The organism is Pseudomonas sp. FP1154, assembly GCF_030687245.1.
GTDB classification, from domain to species: domain Bacteria; phylum Pseudomonadota; class Gammaproteobacteria; order Pseudomonadales; family Pseudomonadaceae; genus Aquipseudomonas; species Aquipseudomonas rhizophila.
The window spans coordinates 2,749,342-2,773,528 of the sequence record NZ_CP117465.1 but is presented as its reverse complement, the minus strand read 5'-3'; the positions used below and the strand labels follow the sequence as shown (position 1 = coordinate 2,773,528).

The window sequence follows — 24,187 nt, the reverse complement described above, 5'->3', positions numbered from 1 at the left end:
GGCGGCGAGGGAGTCTGGAAGATTTGTGCAGTTTTGTTTTCGCCGAAACGAAGCAAATGGATCCATTAAAGACTGCCAACCGTCTACCAGGACACCAAAAATATTGACAACCGAAATAGTTAAGAGAGTTAATGGATCCATAAGCACAACAACATCCGCCCGGAGATCCGTCATGTATCCCAAGAACACCTGGTACGTTGCCTGCACCCCCGATGAAATCGCTGACAAACCTCTGGGCCGCCAGATCTGCGGCGAGAAGATGGTTTTCTACCGTGGGCATGAAGGCAAGGTCGCGGCTGTCGAGGACTTCTGCCCCCATCGCGGCGCCCCGCTCTCTTTGGGTTATGTCGAAAACGGTAACCTGGTGTGCGGCTATCACGGGCTGGTGATGGGGTGCGACGGCAAGACCGTCGAAATGCCCGGGCAACGGGTCCGGGGATTCCCTTGCAACAAGACGTTTGCGGTGCAGGAGCGTCATGGGTTTATCTGGGTCTGGCCCGGTGACCAGGCCTTGGCTGACCCGACGCTGATCCATCATCTTGAATGGGCCGAAAATGACGAGTGGGCTTACGGCGGCGGCCTGTTCCATATCCAGTGCGATTACCGCCTGATGATCGACAACCTGATGGACCTGACCCACGAAACCTACGTGCACGCCTCCAGCATCGGCCAGAAGGAAATCGACGAGGCGCCGCCGGTGACCACGGTCGAAGGTGACGAAGTGGTCACCGCCCGGCACATGGAAAACATCATGGCCCCGCCCTTCTGGCGCATGGCCTTGCGCGGCAACAACCTGGCCGACGACGTGCCGGTGGACCGCTGGCAGATCTGCCGTTTCACCCCGCCCAGCCACGTCCTGATCGAAGTCGGCGTGGCCCATGCCGGCAACGGCGGGTATCACGCCGCGCCGCAGTTCAAGGCGTCCAGCATCGTGGTGGACTTCATCACCCCGGAAACCGAGACATCCATCTGGTACTTCTGGGGCATGGCCCGGCATTTCCAGCCCCAGGACGAAGCACTGACCGCCAGCATTCGCGAAGGCCAGGGCAAGATTTTCAGCGAAGACCTGGAAATGCTCGAACGCCAGCAGCGCAACCTGCTGGATCACCCGCAACGCAGCCTGCTCAAGCTCAATATCGATGCCGGCGGCGTGCAGTCGCGTCGAGTGCTGGATCGTTGGATTGCCCGTGAGCGCGAGCCACAAGCGGGATTGATTGCCAGCACCCATCAGGGAGAGCAGCGAGCATGATTGAAGTCCAGGTCACGGCGCGACACAACGAAGCCCAGGACATTTGCAGCTACGAGCTGACGAGTGTCGACGGCCAGCCTTTACCGGCGTTCACCGCCGGTGCCCATATCGACGTACACCTGCCCAACGGCATGATTCGTCAGTACTCGCTGTGCAATCATCCCGAGGAACGGCATCGCTACCTCATCGGGGTGCTCAAGGATGCCGCGTCCCGAGGCGGTTCGCGCAATTTGCATGAACAGATTCTGCCAGGCGCGCGCTTGCTGATCAGCGAACCGCGCAACCTGTTCCCCCTCGCCCCCGAGGCTCGACGCAGCCTGCTGTTTGCCGGCGGTATCGGTATTACGCCGATCCTGTGCATGGCCGAACACCTGGCCCAGAGCGGTGCGGCGTTCGAACTGCATTACTGTGCCAGGTCCAGGGAGCGTGCAGCCTTTATCGAACGCTTGCGCCAATCGCCTTATGCCGACCGGGTGTTTCTGCACTTCGATGAAGAGCCTGCAACCATGCTGGACGCTGCCAGGGTCCTGGCCGCCCCCAGTGAGGATCTGCACCTCTATGTGTGCGGTCCCGGTGGCTTCATGCAGCATGTCCTCGACACCGCCAAGGTTCAGGGCTGGCGGGAAAGCTGTGTGCACCGCGAGTACTTTGCCGCTGCGCCCACCGACACCCGCGCGGACGGCAGCTTCTCGGTGAAAGTCGCCAGCAGCGGCCAGGTCTTCGAAGTACCCGCCGACCGAAGCGTGGTCCAGGTGCTGGAAAGCCATGGTATCGAGATTCCGATCTCCTGCGAACAGGGCGTGTGCGGCACCTGCCTGACGCGTGTGCTGGAAGGTGTGCCGGAGCACCGGGACATGTTTTTGACCGAGGCCGAACAGGCTTGCAACGACCAGTTCACGCCGTGCTGCTCCCGCTCGAAGACGCCACTTTTGGTGTTGGATATCTGACCAATACCCTGTGGGAGAGCTTTGTGGGAGCAAAGCTTGCTCGCGATGGCGGCGACTCAGTCAGCATTGCTATCGGCTGACAGACGGCTATCGCAAGCAAGCTTAGCTCCCCCAGCCGTATGCGCGCTCACTGCGACCGAACAATCACCTTCATCCGCTCATCAGCCAACGTCGAGCCGAACACCTCGGCATAACGCAAAGTCGCATTGGCATGTTCGCGCATGATTGCCTCGGCGCGGGCTCCCTGGCGATGGATCAGCGCATCGAACACCGAGTGGTGCTGCATGTGGGCGTAGTTGAAGCGGCGAAATTCACCGGCCATGTTCTGACGATCCACCGCCAGGGCGGTGACTGAGGCAAATGGCAGGTGATCGTTGCGAGCCAGGGCATCGGCAATCGCCGGGTTATGGCTGCCCTCGACGATCACCTGATGAAAGCGCATGTTCAAGTCGTGATAGACCTCAAGGTCATCCTCGGTCACATAGCCCTTGGCAAACAGTTCGTCGCCCTGCACCAGGCATTGTTCAAGTGCCGCTCGCCCCTCTTCGGATAAGCCACGCTCGGCCGTTTGCCGCGCGGCCAGGCCTTCGAGCACACCACGCACCTCCACGGCCCCGGCGATTTCCTCGGCACTGACCGAGCGCACCTGGAATCCGCGACCACCGAAGCGCACCAGCAGCCCTTCCTGCTCCAGGGTACGAAACGCCATGCGCACCGGCATTCGCGAAACACCGAACAACTCAGCCGTGGGAATTTCCATCAAGCGCTCACCGCCCGCCAGCTCGCCTGAGGCGATCATCCTGCGCAATGCGACCAGCACCGTTTGGCCGGGCTTACTCATCCAGGTTCTTCCAGAGAAAACAGAGTCGCCATAGTAGAAGGCTTGGGACGGTGTGTCACGGCGGGGGTATGGAGCGAACGCAAGAGCAATCGAGCGCAGGAAAATCAGCGGGGCAGGCAGACCGCCATCGCGAGCAGGCTCGCTCCCACAATGGGTCCGCCATAGATCCTTGTGGGAGCGAGCCTGCTCGCGATGGCGGCAGACCAGACAACATTGATGGCAAGCCTTGCTGTCACGGATTTTGGGTCTGGACCGACTAGTTCGCCCGCAGGATCGACAGATCTTCGCCGCAATACAGCGCCTCGACTTTCGCCGCGCGCCATTGCAACACCGCCCGTTGGTTGATCGAGCCCTTGTCGGTGATTTCACCACGATCGATGGAGGGCGGCTCATCGAGCAAGGCAATCCACTCTACGCGGCTGGCGTTGCCGCTCGCCTCGCGGTTAAGACGTTGCAGCCAATCGGCAAACCACTGGCGTACCGGTGGGCTGGCCAAGACCTCGGCATCGCTGGCGCTCGGGGACAGGCCTGACAAGCGCCGGCATTCAGCCAGCCGTGGGAACACCAGCGCGCCCAGGCACTCGCGATCCGGCGCGGTCACCACCAGGTCCTGGACATACGGGGTCCCCTCCAGCACCGCCCGGTTACGCAGCGGCCCGACACTGACAAACACCCCAGAGGACAGCTTGAAGTCCTCGGCTATCCGTCCGTCAAACATCAGGCCCAATTGCGGGTCATGGGGATCGGCCAACTTGATCGCATCGCCCGAACAGTAAAAACCGTCTTCGTCGAACACCTCAGCGGTCTGCTGCGGCGAGCGCCAGTAGCCGGGCATGATGTGCGGTCCGCGGAAGCGCCCTTCGAACTTGCCGTCCACCGGCACCAGCCGCACCTCGCAGCCGGGTGCCGGCAAGCCGATGTAACCGGCCATGGACAACGGCCCGGTGGTAAAAGTGCAGGACGGCGACGCCTCCGTCATGCCCAGCCCGGCCATCATGCGAATGCGTTCGCCGCAATGCTGTTCGGCGATCTTGTCGAGCCGGTCCCAAGTACTTTGGGACAGACCCGCTGCCGCAAAAAAGAACAGACTGATGCGCTCGAAGAACCGCTCGCGCAACTCGCCGTCCTGCTCCAGGGCACTGACCAACTCTTCCCAACCTTTGGGCACGGTCAGGTACGCAGTGGGAGAAATCTCCTTGAGGTTGCGCAAGGTTTCGGCGAAGCCCTGGGCGGTGGGCTTGCCGTCGTCCAGGTAAAACGTGCCGCCGTTGTACAACACGATGCCGACGTTGTGACTGCCACCGAATGTGTGGTTCCACGGCAACCAATCCACCAATACCGGCGGCGCTTCACCGAACACCGGAAAGGTCTGCAACAGCATTTGCTGATTGGCGCAGAGCATGCGTTGGGTCGTGATCACAGCCTTGGGCAGCTTGGTGGAGCCCGAGGTGAAGAGAAACTTGGCAATGCTGTCCGGTCCGGTGGCGGCAAAGGCGCGCTCGGCCTCAATACCACCGGGTTGCGCCAGCAGGCTGGCAAAGCTTGCCCTGGACCTTGCGGCCATTTCCCCACGTACCGTGATCAAGGGAATGTCCGCCGGCAACACCGCATTGATCGCCCGCTCAAACGGCGCGGCCTCGCTGACAAACACCAGCCCCGGCTGCAACAAATCGCAAACGTGCCGCAGCTTGGCGAAATCCTGGGACAGCAACGAATAGGCCGGCGACACCGGGCAATAGGGAATCCCAGCGTACATCGCGCCAAGGGCCATTTGCAGGTGCTCGATGTCATTACCCGATAGCAGCGCCAGGGGCTTTTCGGCTGACAGGCCATAGTTCAACAAACCTTGAGCGATGGCCCGCACGCTGTCGAGCATCTGGGCATAGCTGACTCGACGCCAGTCCCCGCCCGCCTGGCGGGCTGCAATAAAGGTCTGTTGCGGGCGCACCTCGGCCCAATGCACCAGGCGATCAAGCAAGCGCGTCGGCAACGCAGCCAACGGCTCCAGGGAGCGCATGTGCAGGATGCCCTGCTCTTCTCTGACTTCAACGGCTGGATGACCAATCGACACCTGGCGATAGCGCCCGGGGCCGGCTCGGGAGGACGATCTGAACTCAACACTCACGTACATTTCCTCCATCAAGGCACGCCGAACCCGCGCGAAGCGAGCGGAGCGTGGCAGCATCTGGCTGCGGCCTTGTTATTGTTATGTCTGGCCTGCATCGGGCCGGCGATGTCCACGCGCCGCCGCCCGCATGCGACGGATATCAGATCGGGTAATGCCGGGCGCCGTTCTGCATCGTCACCCAGCGCAACTGGGTGAAATGCTCAATGGACGCCTTGCCGCCAAAACTGCCGTAACCGCTGGACTTGACCCCACCGAAGGGCATCTGCGCCTCGTCGTGCACGGTCGGACCATTGATGTGACAGATGCCCGACTCGACCCGTTGGGCCAAAGCCAACGCCCGAGTGGTATCGCGGCTGAAAATGGCTGCCGAAAGGCCGAACTCGGAGTCGTTGGCCAGGCGCAACAAGGCTTCGTCGCCTTCACCACGCAGCAACACGGCCACCGGACCGAAAGACTCTTCGCGGTACAGGCGCATGTCTGGAGTGACGCCGTCGAGCAAGGTCGGCTGCAGAATGCTGCCGTCCAGTTGCCCTCCCGCCACCAGCGTCGCGCCTTTAGCCAAGGCATCGTCGATCAACCCCTTGATACGCTGGCCGGCACTGACGTCTACCAGCGAACCCAATACCGAATCACCGGCCGCAGGATCACCGGCACGCAAGGTGGCGATCTTGGCGCTCAGCCGGGAAACAAAGGCATCGGCCACGCTGGCATCGACGATCAGCCGCTCGGTGGACATGCAAATCTGCCCCTGATTGAAGTACGCCCCGAAGGCGGCGGCTTCTACCGCTGCATCCAAGTCAGCGTCATCCAGCACCAGCAACGGCGCCTTGCCGCCCAGTTCCAGTAATGCCGGCTTGAGGTGGCGCGCCGATAGTTCGCCAACGATGCGCCCGACATGGGTCGAGCCGGTGAAATTGACACGGCGTACCGCAGGGTTGGCGATCAGCCGCGCGACAATGGCCGGCGCATCTGCCGGGGCATTGCAGATGACATTGACCACGCCATCGCCCAGTCCGGCGTCCTGCAATACCTGGCCAATCAAGCGGTGCACCGCCGGGCTGATTTCAGAAGCCTTGAGCACCACGGTGTTGCCGCAGGCCAGAGGCATGGCGATGGCGCGGGTGGCGAGAATCACCGGGGCATTCCACGGCGCGATACCCAGCACCACGCCGCAAGGCTGACGCAAGGCCATGGCAAAACTGCCGGGCACATCCGAAGGAATGATTTCGCCGTTGATCTGGGTGGTCATGGACGCGGCTTCGCGCAGCATATTCGCCGCCAGATGCACGTTGAAACCGTACCAGTTGGCCATGGCGCCCGTCTCGCCGGCAGCGGCGATGAACTCGCCAGTGCGCGCCTGCAATTGCTCGGCGGCACGCAGCAGACGCGTGCGTCGCTCATTGGGCGCCAGCGCTGCCCAGACGGGAAACGCAGCTTGCGCGGCGGCCACGGCGGCGTCGGCATCCTCCAGCGTGGCAGCCGCCACACGGGAGACCACTTCACCGGTTACCGGATTGCAACGCTCGAAAGTCCGACCGTCACGGGCGGGGCACGACTGGCCGCCGATCAACAGGGGCACGTCCAGCATGGTGATTCCTCTTTATTGTCTTTATAGGGAACACATTCACAGTAGCGCCAAGGGCTTTTGAACAACAGCCTGCGGGCGCAGGATAGACACCCGCCGCGCCGTCGTCTCAGCGCTTGTAGGTCTGCAACCCCGGCTTGATGCTCTTGTCGTCGAGGAACTGCTTCATCCCCTGCTCGCGACCACCCTCGGTGTCGAGCAGGCGCGACTGATCGAGCTTGGCATACAGGTAATCCTCATTCTGCTCCCAGGTCAGTTCGCGGCAGCGTTTGAACCCGTGCTTGGCTGCTCGCAACACCACCGGGTTTTTCTCCAGCAGGTTACGCGCCAGCTCAACGGTGACTTCGCGCAGTTGCGCCAGGGGCACGCTTTCGTTGACCAGTCCCATCTCGGCGGCTTTCTGCCCGCCAAAGGTTTTGCCGGTCATGATGTAGTACAGCGACTGGCGATGGCCCACGGTATCAGCCATGGCCTTGCTGACCAGATTACCGGGCGGGATGCCCCAGTTGATTTCCGAAAGGCCGAAGGTCGCCTCGTCAGCGCAGATCGCCAGGTCACACGCCACCAGCGGGCTGAAGCCGCCACCGAAGCACCAGCCATTGACCATCGCAATGGTCGGCTTGGCGTACATGCGCAGCAGTTTCCATTGCCACTGGGAGGCTTCGCGACGGATTTTTTCTTGCAGGATTTCAGGCCCGGCATCTACTTCGCGGAAATACTCCTTGAGGTCCATGCCGGCCGTCCAGGCATCACCGGCCCCGGTCAGCACCAGTACACCGGCGGCCGGGTCCTGCTCCAGGGTTTCCAGCACGTCGATCATCTCGCGATTGAGCGTTGGACTCATGGCGTTGCGTTTTTCTGGACGATTGAGGGTGACCCAGGCAATGCCTTCCTCGATATCGACCTTGACCGTTTTCCAGCGACCTTCGTAATTGCTCATGGCGGGCGTGCTCTCTTGTTCTTGGCTGAAGATGAGCAAAAATTAAACTCGAAAACTAGTTATGTCAATTAACTATTAATCCATTTATCTGTATTTTCCCAACGGACAGGACAAAGCGACAAATCCCGATTTCGATATCCACCATAGCCATCGCGCTTCAACCTCGGCAAAATGGATAGCCTTGTTAATCACTCACCTTGAGGATGCTCCCTCCGATGGCCAAGTCTTCCAAGCTTGCCGAACCCGCCGAGCCCCAGGCCAGCGGTACCGACGCACAGGCCCCGCTGGACTCCGCGCTGGATGATCTGATCGGTTACGCCCTGCGTCGCGCCCAGTTGAAACTGTTCCAGAACCTGATCGGTCGACTCGCCATCCACGATCTGCGGCCCGCCCAATTTTCGGCCCTGGCGATCATCGACCAGAACCCCGGCCTGATGCAGACCGATCTGGCCAAGGCCCTGTCGATCGAACCGCCGCAAGTCGTGCCCCTGTTGAACAAGCTGGAAAGCCGGGCACTGGCCGTGCGGGTGCGGTGCAAGCCCGACAAACGCTCCTACGGGATATTCCTGAGCAAAACCGGCGAAACCCTGCTCAAGGAACTCAAGCAAATCGCCGCACAGAGCGACCTGGACTCCACCTCAACGCTTGACGGTGCCGAGCGCGAAGAATTGCTGCGCCTGCTCAAGAAGGTTTACCAGGCATAGAAAAACGGGCGCCAGCGTTTACAATCGCCGCCTTCTCCTACTACCCAAGGAATCGCCATGTCCGGGCTTGAACTGTTTGCCGCAGCCCTCGGCGTGATTGCTGTCTGGTTGACCGTCAAGCAGAACCCCTGGTGCTGGCCGATCGGCCTGGTCATGGTGCTGCTCTATAGCTGGATCTTCTTCGAAGTGAAGCTGTACTCGGACATGTTGCTGCAGTGTGTCTACGCCGTACTGCAACTCTATGGCTGGTACCAATGGACTCGTGCGGGGCAGCATCATGAGGGGCGACAAATCACCCGTCTGGGCGCGCCTTCAGTATTGCGTGGCCTGGCGGTCGGCGCGGCAGGCAGCCTGATGCTGGGTGCTGCCATGGCGCACTGGACCGACGCCGCCCAGCCCTGGCTCGACGCTGCACTCACCGGCTTCAGTCTCGTGGCGCAGTGGTGGATGGCGCAAAAACGCGTGCAATGCTGGCCGTTGTGGATCGCCCTGGACATCATCTTCGTGGGCTTGTTCATCTACAAGGACCTGTACCTGACCGCTGCGCTCTACGCTTTGTTCACGCTGTTGGCCGTACAAGGCTGGCGCGAATGGCGCGCCGACCCGGTCCTGCGCACATGAAGGTGATGGTACTCACCGGTCCGGAGTCCAGTGGCAAGAGCTGGCTGGCGGCGCAGTTGCAGGAGCACTTCGGCGGCTTGCGGGTGGACGAATACGTTCGCCACTTCATGGAACAGAATCCGCGTGAGACCCGCCTGTCGGACATCACCGATATCGCCGCAGGACAGTTGGCCTGGGAAGACGCGGCCCGCGCCGGTAAACCACCGTTGTTGATCCTCGACACCCACCTGTTGAGCAACATCCTCTGGAGCCAAACCCTGTTCGGCGACTGCCCAAGCTGGCTGGAGCCGGCCTTGCTGGCCCGCCATTACGACTTGCACCTGCTGCTGAGCCCGCAACAGGTCGAATGGACGGGCGACGGCCTGCGCTGCCAACCCGAACTGGAAGACCGAATGAGGTTTTTCGAGGCTATCGAGCAATGGCTGGTTCGGCATCAGCAACCCTTCCAGGTTATTGAAGGCGATTGGGCGCAACGTCGGGAACGGGTGTTTGCAACCGTGACTCGACTGCTCCAAGCCTGATTTACCCCTCTGTTTGTACCACTCTTGAAACACCCCAGTCGTGGCAAACCCGGCTCCAGAGCACTTCGATGGTTTTTCCAGTGCCTTTGTCAGGTTCTTGAAACACCTGCTTGCGAAGCCTTGAACCAGAGCCAAGCGATAGCGCCCGGCCATTAGCCTCTATCGGCCTGTCTCACGGATGAAACAGGTGCTGGGCGAAACTCCCCTTAAATATAGCAACCCATTGAATTTGATAGATTTTTTATAACCGGCACAACACCTGCTCTTCCTCCTTCGCAACGCTGGACCAAGGCCAGCCCACCGAAGAAGGAATCGATGCCGTGGGGACTTTCAATAGAAGCTTGACCTGCCTGCTGTTGATCGGCTGCGCCGCTGGCGCGACGTTCAGCCTCCCTGTGCAGGCCGAGGGCAACGGCGTCATTGTGCTCACCCGTGACGTACAGCCCGTTCATATCGGTCGCAACGGTGGCAAAGACCCCTACCCGAGCACCGTCAACGCCAACCCATCTGATCGAGTCAATCAAGCGACCGCCAGCATCGAGCTGAGCGACGGCGAATTCGCCAGCGTCGCCAGCGGCTCGTCGATCCGCAACGCCGTGAACCCGAACAACACCGGCGTACAAGGTCTGAACATCGTGACCAACCCCAACGGCTTGCCGGGCATGCGCGCCGGTCACGGTGGCGGCAACGGTGGTGCCATCTCCGGCACGATCAACCGCTCGCTGAGTTCAGGGCTGGCCCCGCTGGGCCGGCTGGCCGGAGGTCAGTGACATGAAGCCAACCCTGTTTCTGCTTGCCCTGCTCGGCTCGTCCACCGCGTTCGCCGATCCGGGCGCGGCGGTGATCAGCAATGCCAATCTGCAGGATTCCGGCAGCCGCTATACCGGCAACTTCAACGTCAACCAGGCCGCTGGCGATCAGACCCAGCAGACCAACACCCGGGCCATCGCCATCGGCACTCACGCCCAGGCCACCACTGTCGTGCGTCAACGACTGGACACCGCGGCCGACCCGTCGATGAACGCAACGGCCCGCATCGGCGGCAGCTCATTTAGCAACGGCAACGGAGTACTGGGCGTGAACCAGTCCGCCGGCGCCAACAACCAGATGGCCAATGTCATGCGGGTGGGCATCAGTGCCCGGCCGCAGAGCATCGACGATAGCGCCCTTTCTCAACAGAACGTGGCGTTGTTACCAAACTCAGGAGCAACTGGCACCCCAACCGGCAGTCGCCAGGTCGTCACCAGCGATCAGGCCTTCACCGGCAGCCGAGGGGTTATCCAGGTGAACCAGAGTGCCGGGGTGGGGAACCGCATGGCTAACACCCTGAGCATCCGGGTCGCTGACTGACCCGAAAAACGTGGGCATAAGAAAGTACTGACACTTAACCAACGACACGCAAGGAGAAACACCATGAAACCAACAATGGCACTTAAACCATTGGTTTTCGCTCTCGCCGCTGTCATGGCAATGGCTGCACAGGCTGATGGAAACGGACGTGGCAACGGGCATGGCAATCACGGTCCGCAAGGTCCGTCGTTTGAACAACTGCTTTCGATCACCGCCGGGGCTAGCGCGACCGTGATGGATGAGCAGAACAGCGACGGCAACGTGGTGACCAACCAGGCCACCCGCAACACGGCTGAAGCCGCTGACTCGCTCAATGGCAGCAACGGCAATATGGGCGCCAACATCGCCGCCGGCGATGGCAACCAGCAGGACAATGCCGCCGCCATCGCCACCGCTGACGAAGCATTCATCTTCGGCTCGGCGGTCGCGACCTCCAGCGCCATGCAGGTCAATAACAATAACTACGTCAAAAACAACTCGACCCGAAACAACGCCTCGCTCACCAATGCGGGCAACAATGGCTCCGGCAACATCGGCATCAACGTGACGGCCGGCAACTTCAACCAACAGAAAAACAACCTGGCCATCGCTGTATCGGGCGGACGTGTCGCAGAGGCCGCAGCCTCGGCTGATCAGTCTTCCACAGGCCTTGTGGTCGACAACAAGGGCGTACGGACCTACAAGACCGACACCCTCACCAGCACCTATGCCGCTTCCGGCACCTTCAAGGCCAAAGGCACCGGCACCGTTGAAGACGACGACCATGGCGGCTGGGGCAACAGAGGCGGCTACGGCGGCGGTCACGATGACGACAAGTTCAAGTTCTCCGCCGTGGGCACTTTCGAACTGGCCGGCAGCAACACTCAACAAGTGCTGACCCGCGATGGCTGGAAAAACCCTGTCATCAACAACGCGACCATGACCAACTCCATGAACGGCTTCTCCGGTAACGGCGGCGCCAACGTGTCGGCGGGCGTGGGCAACCAGCAAAGCAACTCGCTGTCCATTTCGGCCGGTTGCAGGGCTTGCATGTAAGCGCGATCGAAACGAAGCCCCGGAAACGGGGCTTCTTTCCCAGGTGTGCATAAGGCGTATCGATCATGCGAGCGGCAGCCCTTTCTCTGCTCCTTTGTCTGGCCGGCGTGGCTGAAGCTGCGCAGATGCCGGTCGCCGCCCTGCCCGGCGGCATGCTGGTCTACAAGCCAGTACAGAGTGTGCGCGAGCGCAAATTCAGTGACATCGTCGAACAGAAAACCGATTTCAGTTGCGGCGCCGCCGCGCTGGCCACGGTACTGCGCCAGGCCTATTGGCTTGACGTGGATGAAGAGCACGTCATCAAGGGCATGCTGGTCAAAGCCGACCATGACCTGGTCCGCACCCAGGGATTTTCCATGCTCGATATGAAGCGCTACGTGGAAAGCATCGGCATGCGCGCCAGGGGCTACCGGATACCGCCGGAAAAGCTCGAGGCAGTGACAATTCCGGTGGTGGTCCTGATGGACATCCGTGGCTACAAGCACTTCGTGGTATTGCAGCGAGCCGACCAGCAATGGGTTTATATCGCCGACCCCGTACTGGGGCACAAGCGCTACGCCCATGACGATTTCGTCAAAGGCTGGAACGGCATCGTGTTTGCCATCGTCGGCCCGGGTTACGACAAGACCAACGCACTGCGCACCCCTCCGCAACCGCTAACGGCGCGTAACAAACTGGACGGGTTCAACCCGGTCAAAGATGCAGAGCTGATGGATTTTGGTTTCATACAGAGCGACTTTTTCTAATCGCCGACCAATCGCCAACCATAAGTACAAAAGGAGCAGGAAGCTCCGGGAGCAGCACATGAAAACTTCACGTTGGCTGGCGTTTGCCAGCCTTGCCGCGGCTGTGTCGGGCCATGCCCACGCCGGATTCAAACCCATCGAAGTCAAGGATCAGGAGCTTGCCGAACTGCGTGGACGCTATGTCATGCCCGGTCGGGTCATCAGCTTCGGCATCGTCATGAGCAGCACCTGGCGCAACGCCAGTGGCGACCTGATCGGCGCGAGCAGTTCCATGCAAATCCAGGCGGCCACCGTCAAACCCCAGTTCTATGTTTCAACGATCAAGCAGACCGGCAATGGCCAGGCCCCGCAACAGGGCAGCGGCAACATTGTCGGTGGCGCGGGCCTGGCCGGTGGCCAGGGCGTGACCCAGAGCGTGCGCGCCGCGGGCGATGGCAATTCCGCCTACAACAACGTCAGCATCAACGTCAGGGAAAGCAACCAGGCACCCGCACTGGTGCCTGCTCAAGGCCAGCTGCTGAGCAAAGGCCAAACCATCAGCGGCAGCAACGCCGCCGGCAGTGTCGCGGTTACCGCCACCGGCAGCGGCGTGCAGATGGCGATCCAGGCCAACCACAACCAGGGTAGTTCTCTGCAACAAGTCGCCCAGGGCGGCTTGCTGCAAAACACTCGCTTGCTGGGTAACAGCAACCTGGTCAACAACATGACGCAACTCAACGTGGTGTTGAACAACAACGGCCTTAGCGCCGGAGCTTTGGACTGCAACCTGACCCAGCTGCGCGGACTGCGCAATCTCGGATATTGAACTACGCTGCCTTGCGACCACTGGGCAAATAGGGACGGCATATTTCATGTATCGATCCGTATCGTTGCGCGCTGTGATGTGCGTAAGCACCCTTTTACCGGCGCCCCTGCTGCAAGCAGCACCGGACGCCGACATTCAAGCACTGAAGCAGGAGCTTCTCGAGCTCAGACAACGATACGAGGTCCAGCAAAGAGCCCTGGCGGTACTCGAGCAGCGAGTCCGCCAGGTCGAAGATCAACCCGCTGCTCCCGCGCCCAAGCGCCTGGCCAAATCCCCAGCCGACATGAAAGGCAACCAGACTGCGGCTGGCGGCAGCGGTTACGGGCAGTCCCTGGCCGATGATTCACAGCCCGCCCAGAGTGTCTCCAACCTCTATGACGAGGCCAGCGGCTTTTTTGGCGGTGGCAAGTTCAGCTTCGAAACCGGCGTGACCTATTCGCGCTACGACACACGACAATTGATTCTGAACGGCTTCCTGGCCCTGGACTCGATTTTCCTGGGCAACATCAACCTGGACAGGATCAAGGCCGACACCTGGACCCTGGACCTCACCGGCCGTTACAACTTCGACAATCGCTGGCAGTTCGACCTCAACGTACCGGTGGTCTACCGCGAATCCACCTATCAGTCCGGCGGTGCCAACCAAGGGGCAGCTGGGGTGACCAGCGAAGAAACCGTTACCCGCGATCCCACCATCGGTGACGTCAACTTCGGCATCGCCTACAAATTCATGGACGAATCGATCAACAGCCCGGACGCGGTGCTCACTCTGCGCGTCAAGGCGCCAACCGGCGAAGAGCCGTTCGGCATCAAGCTGCGCCAGTCCCAGGCCAACACCAACCTGTTTGTGCCTGAAGACCTGCCCACCGGCAACGGCGTATGGTCGATCACACCCGGGATCTCGCTGGTCAAGACCTTCGATCCGGCCGTGCTGTTCGGCAGCCTCTCCTACACCCATAACTTCGAAGAGTCCTTCGACGACATAAGCTCCACCGTCAACCAGAGGATACCGGGCAAGGTGCGGATCGGCGACAGCTTCCAGATCGGCGCGGGCATTGCCTTCGCGCTGAACGAGAAGATGAGTATGTCGTTCTCGGTTTCCGACCTCATACAAAAGAAAAGCAAGCTCAAACAGGACGGCGGGGATTGGGAATCGGTGGTTTCCAGCGACGCCAATGCCGGCTACTTCAACATCGGCATGACCGTAGCCGCCAGCGACAACCTGACCATCGTCCCCAACCTGTCCATCGGTCTGACCGACGATGCACCGGACTTCACCTTTAGCCTGAAATTCCCGTATTACTTCTAACGCAGTGCCCTGTGGGAGCGAGCCTGCTCGCGGTAGTGGTAGATCAGTGACCTGTTGGTGACTGACACACCGCTACCGCGAGCAGGCTCGCCCCCACATCGAATAGGGCAAGGCTTGATTCAGCGGATTTGATGCTTGTGCAGAAGCCGGTAGAACGTCGGTCGGGATATGCCCAGCACGCGGGCAGCAACACTCAGGTTGTCACTGTGCCGGTTAAGCACATCGCTCAACGCCTGGCGCTCAGCACGGGTCTTGTAGTCTTCAAGGGTGCCCATCGGCGCCACCGGCCCTTGATGACCTGTCAGGCCAAGGTCCATCGCTTCGATCTGCCGCCCCTCGGCCAACACCAGGCCGCGACGTACCCGGTTGGCCAGCTCACGCACATTGCCCGGCCAGTCATGCTTGCCCATGGCCACCAACGCGTCTTCACTGAAACTGCGAGGCCGGCGACCGGTTTCCTGACTGTAGAAATGCGAGAAGTGGCTGGCCAGCATCGACAAATCGCCATGGCGTTCACGCAACGGCGCCATCAGCACCTGCAGCACGTTCAAGCGATAATACAGGTCTTCACGAAACAGCTTGTGCTCGATGGCTGCTTCCAGATCCACATGGGTGGCGGCCAAAATCCGCACATCGACGGCGATCGGCTGGCTGCCTCCGACCCGCTCGATGTGTTTCTCCTGCAGGAAACGCAACAGATTGGCCTGTAGCTCCAACGGCAGGTCGCCAATTTCATCCAGAAACAGGGTGCCGCCGTGAGCTGCTTCGATCCGCCCGATCTTGCGCTGATGGGCACCCGTGAAAGCGCCTTTCTCGTGCCCGAACAATTCCGACTGGATCAAGTGCTCCGGTATCGCGCCACAATTGATGGCAATGAACGGTTTGTTGCGCCGATGGGATTGGCGATGCAGCGTGCGCGCCACCAACTCCTTGCCGGTGCCGCTTTCACCGCGAATCAACACGGGCGATTCGGCAGGTGCCAGTTTGCTCAACAATTTGCGCAGCTCCCGAATGGGTTTGCTGTCGCCCAGTAATTCATGTTCGGGCTCATTGATGTGAATCGAGCCCTGTCCGCGCAAACGCGCCATGCCAAAGGCGCGGCCCAGAGTCACCTGAACCCGGGACACGTCGAATGGCAAGGTATGAAAATCAAAAAACCACTCGCAGACAAAGTCCCCCACATTCTTCAGACGCAATACTTCCTGATTCAGCACGGCGATCCACTCGGTGCCGCTGCGGCTGATCAACTCCTTGACCGCCTCCGGCCGTTCCAGATGAAAAGGTTGAAGTCGCAACAGGCCCACATCGCACGTTCGATCGCCCGCATGTTCAAGGGAACAGCTCTCCACGTCCCAGCCAATGGTGCGTAATCCGGGCAACAGGCGATGGCAATCATCGCAGGGATCAACCACGAGCAGACGACGCGACGTACTGGCTTCGATCATGACTGATCCTTGGCGCCAAAATAAGGAATATGAGGAAAAACAGTCGTTTGGCGAACCTGCATGTAACAGTAGCAAGAAGTTGACACCTGCTTGTATCAATTGATTATCGAGTTCGCTTTAAAGTGGTTATAAGCGCGCGTTTCGTTAGTTGTCGCCCGCTTGAATCTTTCATCAAGCTTTCAAACAAAAGTCCAAAAGCCGGGTCTGAAAGAAAATCGAAATTTATTTAAGGAATGTGTGACCTGCCCCCCCTTACAAGACATCAGTACAAGTAACCAGCCGCCCGGTACGCCCAACCGACGGCACATCATTTGATTGGGCATACTTAAGAGATAACGCCATGAACGCCCCGCTCCGTATCAACGAAGCTCTTTTGATTGCCGACCGCGCCTTTCGTCCTTTTCAATGCGTGGCCTGGGCTCCACAAGACGGTAATGGTGAACTGAGCCTGACCGTCATTGACCGCACCAATACTCATATTGGCCGCACTCAGATTCCAAGCAGTGCCTACACCGACCCGGCCCAACTGGCTGACTGCTTGAAACAGGCCCGTGCCGAGTTGAGCCAGGAAGGCTACACCCTGCAATCCTGGTCCATGCCTGAGTAAATCCTTAGCGGTAATCCTGATGATGGATTGCAGGCTTTGCACTGGATCGAAAAGCCAGTGTTCTGGCACGATTCGCTGCTGTTTCTGCAGAGTCTGATAGTTGTGCATTGTCACATTCAGGGATTGAATGTTGCCCTCATGCAGTCGTCGCCCCTCCGGGCTTATCGACACGCAAGGAGAGGCATGCATGCTCGATCAAACCGCGTTTGCAATGCCGACGGCCGCAGCCTGTGCCGGCCAACTCGACCCAGGCTTTGCCGATAACGGTAAAGCCTGGGTGCATTTTACCGGTAGCTTCGGGAGCCGGACCACGGGCCTGACGGTCGATCATGCCGGAAGGATCCTGGTGGCAGCCCGGATCGAAACGACCGAAGGCAGCCGGTTCGGGCTTGCACGGCTCAACCACGACGGTTCGGCTGACGCGAGCTTCGGACACCATGGCTATGTGATCGGCTCTTTTGAGCGCGGCTTCGAAGCCACCGCAGGCAAGGTGATGGAATTACCCGACGGCCGTATCCTGCTGTCCGGTCTGCACTACGAAAACACCGACCGCACCCTGCCCGCCATCGCGCTGTTCGATCAGCAGGGCCGCGCCGTTCAAAGCTTCGGCAGCGCCGGGCGGCAGGTCATACGGCTGTGCGGCAATCTTTCCCAAGGTCTGCGCGACACCTGGCTCCCACCCGGCGTACCGGGTCTTGAAGCCTGCGACATGCGGGTGCAGGCCGATGGCCGGATCCTCATCCTCGCCAATCATCATTACCAATTATCTGACCATGTCGGCATCCTGATCCGGCTCCTGCCCGACGGCGCATTGGACACTTCGTTCAACAACCGCGGCTTTGTGATGGTCCGGCATCTGTTGAAAAACACTTGGCTGGGTTGTGTGGCGCTTCAGGCCGACGGCAGCATCGTGGTCGGCGGAGTGATTGACTTGCCCCAACAAGGTTTGATGGCCCGCTATGATCCCAGCGGCACACTTGATGACAGCTTTGGCGAGGACGGTTTCCTGTCCATCACGACCCAGCAGCACAGCGTGATGGTCAGCCAGATCGTCCAACTTCCAGACGGTGATCTGCAAGCACTGGGCAGCAGCCGCGACCCGATGCATTGCCTGTCGCTAAGAGTGGGCAGGGACGGCAAACCGGACCCTCGCTGCAATCAAGGACAGTGTCAGTTCCTGAAATTTGGCAACAGCGCCAGTCAGTGGACGGCGGCCCAGCTTCAAGCAGACGCAAAGCTGGTGACCGCTGGGGCCACCATCGGCGGTATCGAAACTGACTTCGTTCTGGCCCGGCACTTGCCGGACGCCAGCCTCGATCCGGATTTCGGTGAGGGCAGAGGTTGGGTCCGCACTCGGCTGGGCTACAGCCTCGACACCGCCACATCCCTGGCTCTGCAGGCAGACGGGAAGATCCTGGTGGGCGGCTATTCTCTGCATGGCAAGTATCGAGCAGTGGTGGTGCGGTACCGGCCCTGAGGATTTGCTTGGTTCATCGAGCCAGAATGAATCGCTCGATTGCCAGCGCCGCGCCGTCTTCGGTGTTGGCTGCGGTGATGACATCGGCCTGACGCTGAATCGCCTCCTCCGCCTGCCCCATGGCAATCGACAACCCCGCACGGTGAAACATCGCCGGATCGTTGCCACCGTCGCCCATGGCGGCGGTCTGTTCCAACGGCACCCCCAGGAACGCTGCCAGGGTCGCCAGCGCTTCACCCTTGTTTGCCCGCATCGCCGTCACATCCAGATAGATCGGTTGCGAACGCGAGACCTGAGCCTGGCCCTTGAGCAGCGGATGCAAGCGCGCCTCCAGATCAACCAGTAGCTGCGTATTGGCGCTGGTGGCGACGATCTTGTCGATACGTTCCAGGTAAGGCTCGAAACTCTCGACTTGCACCGGCGGATAGCCAAGCCCACGTGTCTCCACCGGCACCATCGGACCGTTGGCGTCGCGCACCAGCCAGTCACCGTCGGCAAACACCCAGACCTCGATATCAGGCTGGTCGGCGTACAAGGCCAGCGTCGCCAAAGCCGCCTCAGGTGGCAGGTAGTGCACGGCGAGGAAACTGCCGTCCGGGTGGACCAGCGTACCGCCATTGAACGCGGCGGTAGGCAGGTCCACGCCCAAGGCTTCGATCTGCTGCAACATCGCCCGGGGCGGCCGCCCGGTGGCGAGGCTGAACATCACGCCCGCCTCGCGCAGCGAGCGAACGGCCTCGATAGTGCGCTGGTTGAGACTGTGGTCGGGCAGCAACAGCGTGCCGTCCATGTCACTGAGTAAACCGGATGGGGTGTTTCACCTGATCACTCATCGAGCGCATGCCAAACGCGGCCATCGCGTGTCAGCAGGTCATCTGCGGCCGACGGACCATCTTCACCGGCCTTGTAGAACTGGACCGTCGCGTCCTGTTGCCAGGCATCGAGGAACGGCTGGACCACACGCCAGCCGTTTTCAATGTTGTCGGCACGCTGGAACAAGGTCTGATCGCCGGTCAGGCAGTCGTAGATCAAGGTTTCGTAGCCCGTGGACGGTTGCATTTCGAAGAAGTCCTTGTAGGCAAATCCCAGCTCAATATTCGCCATGTCGAGGGTTGGCCCCGGCCGCTTGGCCAGCAGGTCGAACCACATGCCTTCATTGGGCTGGATCTGGATTCTCAAGTACGTAGGTTGCAGTTCATCGACTTCAGTATCGCGAAACTGCGCGTAAGGCGCCGGTTTGAAGCAGATGACAATTTCCGTGTCCCGCACACTCATGCGTTTGCCTGTGCGCAGGTAAAACGGCACCCCGACCCAACGCCAGTTATCGATCATCACCTTGAGGGCGACGTAGGTTTCGGTATTGCTGTCGGGTGCGACATTCGCTTCCTCGCGGTAACCATTGACCGGTCTGTCGCCGACGTGGCCTGCGGTGTACTGGCCACGCACCGAGTTGGCGCGGGCCTGCTCCACCGACCAGGGGCGAATGGCCCCGACCACCTTGGCCTTCTCACCACGCACCGCATCGGCGCCAAAGGCGGCCGGCGGTTCCATGGCCACCATCGCCAGCAACTGGAACAAGTGGTTGGGCACCATGTCCCGCAGGGCGCCGGTGTGTTCATAGAAACTGCCACGGGTTTCCACGCCAACGGTTTCTGCGGCGGTGATTTGTACGTGGTCGATGTAGTGATTGTTCCAGAAGGCCTCGAACAGGCTGTTGGAAAAACGGCTGACCAGAATGTTCTGCACCGTTTCCTTGCCTAGGTAATGGTCGATCCGGTAGATCTGTTTTTCGCTCATGACTTTGAGCAGGCAGGCATTGAGCGCTTCGGCGGTTTGCAGGTCGGAACCGAACGGTTTCTCGATCACCACACGCCGGAAGGCATCATCCTGTTCCTGAAGCAGCCCAGCCGCGCCAAGGCGGCGGACCACTTCACTGAAAAAGCGCGGCGCGGTCGCCAGATAGAAAACCGCGTTGCCGGTGCCACTGGCGGCGATTTTCGCCGCCAGTGCTTGGTAGGTGCTGTCGTCGAGGAAGTCACCCTGAACATAACTGATGCCCCGAGCCAGGCTGGCCCACAGCACCGGGTCGAGCGCCCGGTCGGCATCGCCGCCCTTGCTCGCCGCCTGGTGACGGATGAAATCCTCGAGTTTCCTGGCGAAGTCCACATCACTGATAGCATTATGGTCGACGCCAATGATCTGCAGGCCATCCCCCAGCAGCCCGTCGCGACTGAGGTGGTACAGCGCCGGCATCAGCAGACGCTTGACCAGATCACCATGGGCGCCGAACAGAAACAGCGTGGTCGGCGGCGCGGGTTCTGCCTTGGATTTCCTGCCGATCGAGGTCATTTTTTCGGCGTCTCCACGTGACCACCGAAGCCAAAGCGCATGGCCGAGAGCATCTTGTCACCGTAGGTGCTCTGCTGGCGCGAGCGGAAACGGGCGAACAATGAACTGGAGAGCACCGGCACCGGCACCGCTTGCTCAATGGCCGCTTCGATGGTCCAGCGCCCTTCACCACTGTCGGCAACCTCACCAGAGAAGCCGTCCAGCTTCGGATCGCTGGCCAAGGCGTCGGCGGTCAAATCCAGCAGCCAGGACGACACCACACTGCCGCGACGCCAGACTTCGGCGATATCGGCCACGTTCAAGTCAAATCGCTGCTCAGGTGGCAGGCTTTCGCTGGATTTGGTCTTGAGGATGTCAAAGCCCTCGGCGAAGGCCTGCATCATTCCGTATTCAATGCCGTTGTGGATCATCTTCACGAAATGCCCCGAACCGGCTGGGCCCGCGTGGATGTAGCCGCGTTCAGCGCGATCATCGTCGGACTTGCGGTCGCGGGTGCGCGGGATATCGCCCATCCCTGGCGCCAGGCTGTCAAACAAGGGGTCCAGGCGCTTCACCACTTCGGCGTCACCCCCAATCATCATGCAATAACCGCGTTCCAGGCCCCAGACGCCGCCGGAAGTGCCGACGTCGATATAATTCAGGCCCTTGACCGACAACGCCTGCGCGCGACGGATGTCATCCTTGTAGTACGTGTTACCGCCATCAATGATGACGTCGCCCGGCTCCAGCAACTCGCTGAGAACGTTAATCGTGTCTTCGGTGGGTGCGCCGGCAGGCAACATGACCCAGACAGCCCGTGGTTTTTCCAGACCGGCCACCAGTTGCGGCAGATCCGCGACGCCCGTTGCGCCCTCCTGGCTCAGGTTTTCGACAAAGGCGGCATTGCGATCGTAGACGACGGTGGTATGCCCATTGAGCATCAGGCGCCGCGCAATATTGCCGCCCATGCGGCCCAGTCCAATGATCCCGAGTTGCATGTGCTGATGCTCCCTACTACAAATAAAGGTGTGTCAAAGGTTTAGCTCAATCGACGAGTGGAGGTTAGTCCAGAGCATTGCTGCATAGTTTCCGGGTAATTCGAGCGATCACAAGGGATAACGCTCCAGATCCGGCCAAAGACACAGCGACCATGAAAAATAAAAAAGTTCCAATCACAAGCAAAAGAAATCAGAATCGGCGCCGATAGTAGAGGTGTCGACCAAATACTGGCGACATCTCTATAGTTGATGTACGCCATTTGCGAGGTGAGCAATGGACTCCGTAGTTACCGCACGTCCTCCCCAAACCCTTTACGTGACCATTCGTCGCGACGAATTACGCCTGCTCAAAGAAGAGCGTGATCTGCTGCTTGATGAGGTGACGCAATTGCGCATGCAGTTGCAACACTCCCAGCTGTCCCATCAGAGCCAGGCCCTGGCTCGGTAACCCCCGAGCAGAGGCGCGGCGCCGGAAGTGGCACTGGATAAACCGGTGTCATTTCCATGTGTACCCATTCGTGCCAAGGGCATGTGTTCTTGCCGCAACACGTAGCGGCCAGCCCCTGAGTGCGCGGTTTCAGTGCGTGAGGTTGCAACGCGAACACCGGAAATAAACCTCCTCGCCACAAAAAACGCCTTCGCCACAGCCCCCCGACATTCGTTTTGTAACCAAATATCTAACAAACTTTTCACACCCCCATCGCGATACTCCCGGCCTTTTAGGTAGTTCGGCGCATGTCTGTGGGCATCCATTGGGTGCCAGCGGCTTTGTCGACAGGAAGGCTGGAGCGCTTGATGAGTTTGTTCAAACGCAGCACAACGACTGCGAAAAGTTTTGACTGGGCCGGGTTTGGCTGGTTATTTCTGTTTTTCTGGTATTTCTCGGGCATTACCCAACTGCTCATACTGGTGACCGACACCTCTGGGTTCACCGGGTTTCGCCAGGCATTCGTGATGAGCGCGCTGTGGCTTGCGCCCATGCTGCTCTTTCCTGCCCGGACCCGTTTACTTGCTGCGCTGATCGGCGTGGTCCTGTGGGCTTGCTCCATGGCCAGCCTGGGCTACTTCTTCATCTATCAGCAGGAGTTTTCCCAGAGCGTCATCTTCATCATGTTCGAATCGAACGTGTCCGAAGCCGGCGAGTACATGACGCAGTATTTTGCCTGGTGGATGGTGGCGGCCTTCCTGGCCCATACCGCCGTCGGATATTGGCTCTGGACACGTCTGCGCCCGGTGTACCTGCCCCGCGGCCAAGCCATGGTCGCGGCGACTGCGATTGTGGTGGCAGTTGCCGGCTATCCGCTGGTCAAGCACACCCTGCGTGCAGGTACATTTGCCGGTGGCCTGGAGAAATTCGAAAGTCGCATCGAGCCGGCCGTGCCGTGGCAGATGCTGGTTGCTTACCGGCGCTATGGCGAACAACTGGAAAACATGCAGGGCATGCTTCACAGCGCCAGCAAGATCGCCCCCCTGGGCCACCTGAAGGACGCCATGGCCGACCAGCCCGCCACTCTGGTGCTGGTCATCGGCGAGTCCACCAACCGCCAGCGCATGAGCCTGTACGGTTACCCAAGGAAAACCACGCCGGAACTGGACAAGCTCAAGGACCAGCTCTCGGTTTTCGACAATGTCATCACCCCGCGCCCCTACACCATCGAAGCGCTGCAGCAGGTGCTGACGTTCGCCGATGAACAGAACCCAGACCTTTACCTGAGCACACCGTCCCTGGTGAGCATGATGAAGCAGGCCGGTTACAAGACCTTCTGGATCACTAACCAGCAGACCATGACCAAGCGCAACACCATGCTCACGACCTTCTCTCAACAAGCCGATGCGCAGGTATACCTGAACAACAACCGCAACCAGAACGCGGCGCAATACGACGGCGATGTGATCGCCCCGTTCAACCAGGCCCTGGCAGACAGCGCTGCGCGCAAACTGATCGTGGTGCACCTGCTCGGCACCCACATGAGCTATCAATACCGGTATCCGCCCAGCTTCAAGACGTTCACCGACCGCCAGGGCGTACCGGCGGGGGTACGTGACGACCAGGTCCCGACCTACAACAGTTACGACAACGCGGTGCTGTACAACGACTTCGTAGTGTCCAGCCTGATCAAGGACTACGCCAAAACCGACCCCAACGGCTTTTTGCTGTACCTGTCGGACCATGGCGAAGACGTGTTCGATTCGCCGGGCCACAGCACGCTTGGCCGCAACGAAGGCAAGCCGACCGCGCCGATGTACACCGTTCCGTTCATCGCCTGGGCCTCGCCCAAGTGGCGTGAAACTCATGACTGGAACTTCAGCGCTGACCTGTCACGCCCCTACAGCAGCGCTCACTTGATCCACACCTGGGCAGACCTGGCCGGTTTGAGTTTTGATGAACTGGACCGCAGTAAAAGCCTGGTGAGCGATGACTTCAAGGCCCGCCCGCTGTTGATCGGCAACCCTTATGAACACCAGCGCAAAGCCTTGATCGACTTCAGCCTGATGCAGCCCAAGGCGCCTGCGGTGCGGGTCGTGCAAAAATAACCGCACCGCCCTCGCC

Annotated in this window: 22 protein-coding genes and 1 pseudogene; 15 read left to right on the top strand and 8 right to left on the bottom strand. The window is 60.2% G+C overall.

Annotated elements, in window-relative coordinates:
• Positions 1-172: 172 nt before the first annotated feature.
• Together PSH91_RS12590 and PSH91_RS12585 are read left to right on the top strand one after the other, a co-directional pair.
• Positions 173-1,249 carry an aromatic ring-hydroxylating dioxygenase subunit alpha gene (locus PSH91_RS12590; RefSeq protein ID WP_076384955.1) on the top strand — a complete coding sequence of 359 codons (1,077 nt, stop codon included), beginning with the start codon at positions 173-175 and terminating at the stop codon, positions 1,247-1,249.
• Positions 1,246-2,196 (top strand): PDR/VanB family oxidoreductase, encoded by a 951-nt coding sequence (locus PSH91_RS12585; RefSeq protein WP_076384957.1) that lies wholly within the window; start codon positions 1,246-1,248, stop codon positions 2,194-2,196. The genes PSH91_RS12590 and PSH91_RS12585 overlap by 4 nt, the downstream gene beginning before the upstream one ends.
• A gap of 127 nt (positions 2,197-2,323) precedes the next feature.
• On the opposite strand, the gene PSH91_RS12580 is transcribed toward PSH91_RS12585, so the two are convergent.
• The 4 genes from PSH91_RS12580 to PSH91_RS12565 all read right to left on the bottom strand — a co-directional run bounded on the left by PSH91_RS12580 (position 2,324) and on the right by PSH91_RS12565 (position 7,690).
• Positions 2,324-3,037 (bottom strand): GntR family transcriptional regulator, encoded by a 714-nt coding sequence (locus PSH91_RS12580; protein WP_047226532.1) that lies wholly within the window; start codon positions 3,035-3,037, stop codon positions 2,324-2,326.
• A 256-nt stretch (positions 3,038-3,293) separates the two neighbouring features.
• Positions 3,294-5,162 carry a feruloyl-CoA synthase gene (locus PSH91_RS12575; RefSeq protein ID WP_305468368.1) on the bottom strand — a complete coding sequence of 623 codons (1,869 nt, stop codon included), beginning with the start codon at positions 5,160-5,162 and terminating at the stop codon, positions 3,294-3,296.
• 142 nt (positions 5,163-5,304) lie between these two features.
• Positions 5,305-6,753 (bottom strand): aldehyde dehydrogenase, encoded by a 1,449-nt coding sequence (locus PSH91_RS12570; protein ID WP_047226533.1) that lies wholly within the window; start codon positions 6,751-6,753, stop codon positions 5,305-5,307.
• A gap of 106 nt (positions 6,754-6,859) precedes the next feature.
• Positions 6,860-7,690, bottom strand: coding sequence for a p-hydroxycinnamoyl CoA hydratase/lyase (locus PSH91_RS12565; protein ID WP_003202420.1), 831 nt, complete (start codon positions 7,688-7,690; stop codon positions 6,860-6,862).
• 215 nt (positions 7,691-7,905) lie between these two features.
• On the opposite strand from PSH91_RS12565, the gene PSH91_RS12560 reads away from it, so the two are divergent.
• From PSH91_RS12560 to PSH91_RS12520, 9 genes are all read left to right on the top strand, one after another.
• Positions 7,906-8,394 (top strand): MarR family winged helix-turn-helix transcriptional regulator, encoded by a 489-nt coding sequence (locus tag PSH91_RS12560; RefSeq protein WP_047226534.1) that lies wholly within the window; start codon positions 7,906-7,908, stop codon positions 8,392-8,394.
• Positions 8,395-8,451: 57 nt separating this feature from the next.
• Complete coding sequence (gene pnuC, locus PSH91_RS12555) at positions 8,452-9,015, top strand: nicotinamide riboside transporter PnuC (protein ID WP_047226535.1); 564 nt, start codon at positions 8,452-8,454, stop codon at positions 9,013-9,015.
• Entirely contained in the window at positions 9,012-9,536 is a 525-nt protein-coding gene (locus PSH91_RS12550) for an AAA family ATPase (protein ID WP_047226536.1), read from the top strand. The genes pnuC and PSH91_RS12550 overlap by 4 nt, the downstream gene beginning before the upstream one ends.
• Before the next feature lie 320 nt (positions 9,537-9,856).
• The gene (locus tag PSH91_RS12545) at positions 9,857-10,306 is read left to right on the top strand and encodes a hypothetical protein (RefSeq protein WP_076384961.1); all 450 of its coding nucleotides are present in this window, start codon (positions 9,857-9,859) and stop codon (positions 10,304-10,306) included.
• A gap of 1 nt (position 10,307) precedes the next feature.
• Positions 10,308-10,886: an adhesin gene (locus tag PSH91_RS12540; protein WP_139050352.1), complete on the top strand. Its 579-nt coding sequence runs from the start codon at positions 10,308-10,310 to the stop codon at positions 10,884-10,886.
• A 63-nt stretch (positions 10,887-10,949) separates the two neighbouring features.
• Positions 10,950-11,921, top strand: a complete 972-nt coding sequence (locus PSH91_RS12535) for a hypothetical protein (protein ID WP_047226539.1) — start codon at positions 10,950-10,952, stop codon at positions 11,919-11,921.
• A 65-nt stretch (positions 11,922-11,986) separates the two neighbouring features.
• Complete coding sequence (locus PSH91_RS12530; protein ID WP_092397940.1) at positions 11,987-12,667, top strand: C39 family peptidase; 681 nt, start codon at positions 11,987-11,989, stop codon at positions 12,665-12,667.
• A 58-nt stretch (positions 12,668-12,725) separates the two neighbouring features.
• Positions 12,726-13,472, top strand: coding sequence for a hypothetical protein (locus PSH91_RS12525; RefSeq protein ID WP_076384967.1), 747 nt, complete (start codon positions 12,726-12,728; stop codon positions 13,470-13,472).
• Between the two features lie 46 nt (positions 13,473-13,518).
• A complete protein-coding gene (locus PSH91_RS12520; protein WP_047226542.1) occupies positions 13,519-14,781 on the top strand; it encodes a transporter in 1,263 nt (420 codons plus the stop codon).
• A gap of 119 nt (positions 14,782-14,900) precedes the next feature.
• Here the strand turns inward: PSH91_RS12520 and PSH91_RS12515 are convergent, their stop codons facing one another.
• Positions 14,901-16,226 (bottom strand): sigma-54 dependent transcriptional regulator, encoded by a 1,326-nt coding sequence (locus PSH91_RS12515; protein ID WP_047226543.1) that lies wholly within the window; start codon positions 16,224-16,226, stop codon positions 14,901-14,903.
• 340 nt (positions 16,227-16,566) lie between these two features.
• Here PSH91_RS12515 and PSH91_RS12510 point away from each other — a divergent pair, with 340 nt between their 5' ends.
• The gene (locus PSH91_RS12510; protein WP_047226544.1) at positions 16,567-16,833 is read left to right on the top strand and encodes a hypothetical protein; all 267 of its coding nucleotides are present in this window, start codon (positions 16,567-16,569) and stop codon (positions 16,831-16,833) included.
• 187 nt (positions 16,834-17,020) lie between these two features.
• Positions 17,021-18,310: a hypothetical protein gene (locus PSH91_RS12505; protein WP_076384971.1), complete on the top strand. Its 1,290-nt coding sequence runs from the start codon at positions 17,021-17,023 to the stop codon at positions 18,308-18,310.
• A gap of 13 nt (positions 18,311-18,323) precedes the next feature.
• Here PSH91_RS12505 and PSH91_RS12500 read toward each other — a convergent pair.
• The 3 genes and pseudogenes from PSH91_RS12500 to gnd form a co-directional block, all read right to left on the bottom strand.
• Positions 18,324-19,143, bottom strand: a pseudogene (locus PSH91_RS12500) (HAD family hydrolase).
• On the bottom strand, positions 19,136-20,659 hold the full coding sequence (gene zwf, locus PSH91_RS12495) for a glucose-6-phosphate dehydrogenase (protein WP_076384973.1): 1,524 nt from the start codon (positions 20,657-20,659) through the stop codon (positions 19,136-19,138). Before zwf ends, PSH91_RS12500 begins: the two are co-directional and overlap by 8 nt.
• A complete protein-coding gene (gene gnd / locus PSH91_RS12490) occupies positions 20,656-21,636 on the bottom strand; it encodes a phosphogluconate dehydrogenase (NAD(+)-dependent, decarboxylating) (protein ID WP_047226547.1) in 981 nt (326 codons plus the stop codon). Before gnd ends, zwf begins: the two co-directional genes overlap by 4 nt.
• 274 nt (positions 21,637-21,910) lie before the next feature.
• Between gnd and PSH91_RS12485 the strand changes: the two genes are divergently transcribed.
• Together PSH91_RS12485 and PSH91_RS12480 are read left to right on the top strand one after the other, a co-directional pair.
• A complete protein-coding gene (locus PSH91_RS12485; RefSeq protein ID WP_171061379.1) occupies positions 21,911-22,084 on the top strand; it encodes a DUF6026 family protein in 174 nt (57 codons plus the stop codon).
• A gap of 347 nt (positions 22,085-22,431) precedes the next feature.
• On the top strand, positions 22,432-24,171 hold the full coding sequence (locus PSH91_RS12480; protein WP_107322513.1) for a phosphoethanolamine transferase CptA: 1,740 nt from the start codon (positions 22,432-22,434) through the stop codon (positions 24,169-24,171).
• Positions 24,172-24,187: the final 16 nt, after the last annotated feature.

What these genes read in the sequence shown, in the direction of transcription:
- PSH91_RS12590 (WP_076384955.1), top strand. Translation starts at nt 173, where the DNA reads ATGTATCCCAAGAACACCTGGTACGTTGCCTGCACCCCCGATGAAATC.
- PSH91_RS12585 (WP_076384957.1), top strand. Translation starts at nt 1,246, where the DNA reads ATGATTGAAGTCCAGGTCACGGCGCGACACAACGAAGCCCAGGACATT.
- PSH91_RS12580 (WP_047226532.1), bottom strand. Translation starts at nt 3,037, where the DNA reads ATGAGTAAGCCCGGCCAAACGGTGCTGGTCGCATTGCGCAGGATGATC.
- PSH91_RS12570 (WP_047226533.1), bottom strand. Translation starts at nt 6,753, where the DNA reads ATGCTGGACGTGCCCCTGTTGATCGGCGGCCAGTCGTGCCCCGCCCGT.
- PSH91_RS12565 (WP_003202420.1), bottom strand. Translation starts at nt 7,690, where the DNA reads ATGAGCAATTACGAAGGTCGCTGGAAAACGGTCAAGGTCGATATCGAG.
- PSH91_RS12560 (WP_047226534.1), top strand. Translation starts at nt 7,906, where the DNA reads ATGGCCAAGTCTTCCAAGCTTGCCGAACCCGCCGAGCCCCAGGCCAGC.
- pnuC (WP_047226535.1), top strand. Translation starts at nt 8,452, where the DNA reads ATGTCCGGGCTTGAACTGTTTGCCGCAGCCCTCGGCGTGATTGCTGTC.
- PSH91_RS12550 (WP_047226536.1), top strand. Translation starts at nt 9,012, where the DNA reads ATGAAGGTGATGGTACTCACCGGTCCGGAGTCCAGTGGCAAGAGCTGG.
- PSH91_RS12540 (WP_139050352.1), top strand. Translation starts at nt 10,308, where the DNA reads ATGAAGCCAACCCTGTTTCTGCTTGCCCTGCTCGGCTCGTCCACCGCG.
- PSH91_RS12535 (WP_047226539.1), top strand. Translation starts at nt 10,950, where the DNA reads ATGAAACCAACAATGGCACTTAAACCATTGGTTTTCGCTCTCGCCGCT.
- PSH91_RS12530 (WP_092397940.1), top strand. Translation starts at nt 11,987, where the DNA reads ATGCGAGCGGCAGCCCTTTCTCTGCTCCTTTGTCTGGCCGGCGTGGCT.
- PSH91_RS12525 (WP_076384967.1), top strand. Translation starts at nt 12,726, where the DNA reads ATGAAAACTTCACGTTGGCTGGCGTTTGCCAGCCTTGCCGCGGCTGTG.
- PSH91_RS12520 (WP_047226542.1), top strand. Translation starts at nt 13,519, where the DNA reads ATGTATCGATCCGTATCGTTGCGCGCTGTGATGTGCGTAAGCACCCTT.
- PSH91_RS12515 (WP_047226543.1), bottom strand. Translation starts at nt 16,226, where the DNA reads ATGATCGAAGCCAGTACGTCGCGTCGTCTGCTCGTGGTTGATCCCTGC.
- PSH91_RS12510 (WP_047226544.1), top strand. Translation starts at nt 16,567, where the DNA reads ATGAACGCCCCGCTCCGTATCAACGAAGCTCTTTTGATTGCCGACCGC.
- PSH91_RS12505 (WP_076384971.1), top strand. Translation starts at nt 17,021, where the DNA reads ATGCTCGATCAAACCGCGTTTGCAATGCCGACGGCCGCAGCCTGTGCC.
- zwf (WP_076384973.1), bottom strand. Translation starts at nt 20,659, where the DNA reads ATGACCTCGATCGGCAGGAAATCCAAGGCAGAACCCGCGCCGCCGACC.
- gnd (WP_047226547.1), bottom strand. Translation starts at nt 21,636, where the DNA reads ATGCAACTCGGGATCATTGGACTGGGCCGCATGGGCGGCAATATTGCG.
- PSH91_RS12485 (WP_171061379.1), top strand. Translation starts at nt 21,911, where the DNA reads ATGGACTCCGTAGTTACCGCACGTCCTCCCCAAACCCTTTACGTGACC.
- PSH91_RS12480 (WP_107322513.1), top strand. Translation starts at nt 22,432, where the DNA reads ATGAGTTTGTTCAAACGCAGCACAACGACTGCGAAAAGTTTTGACTGG.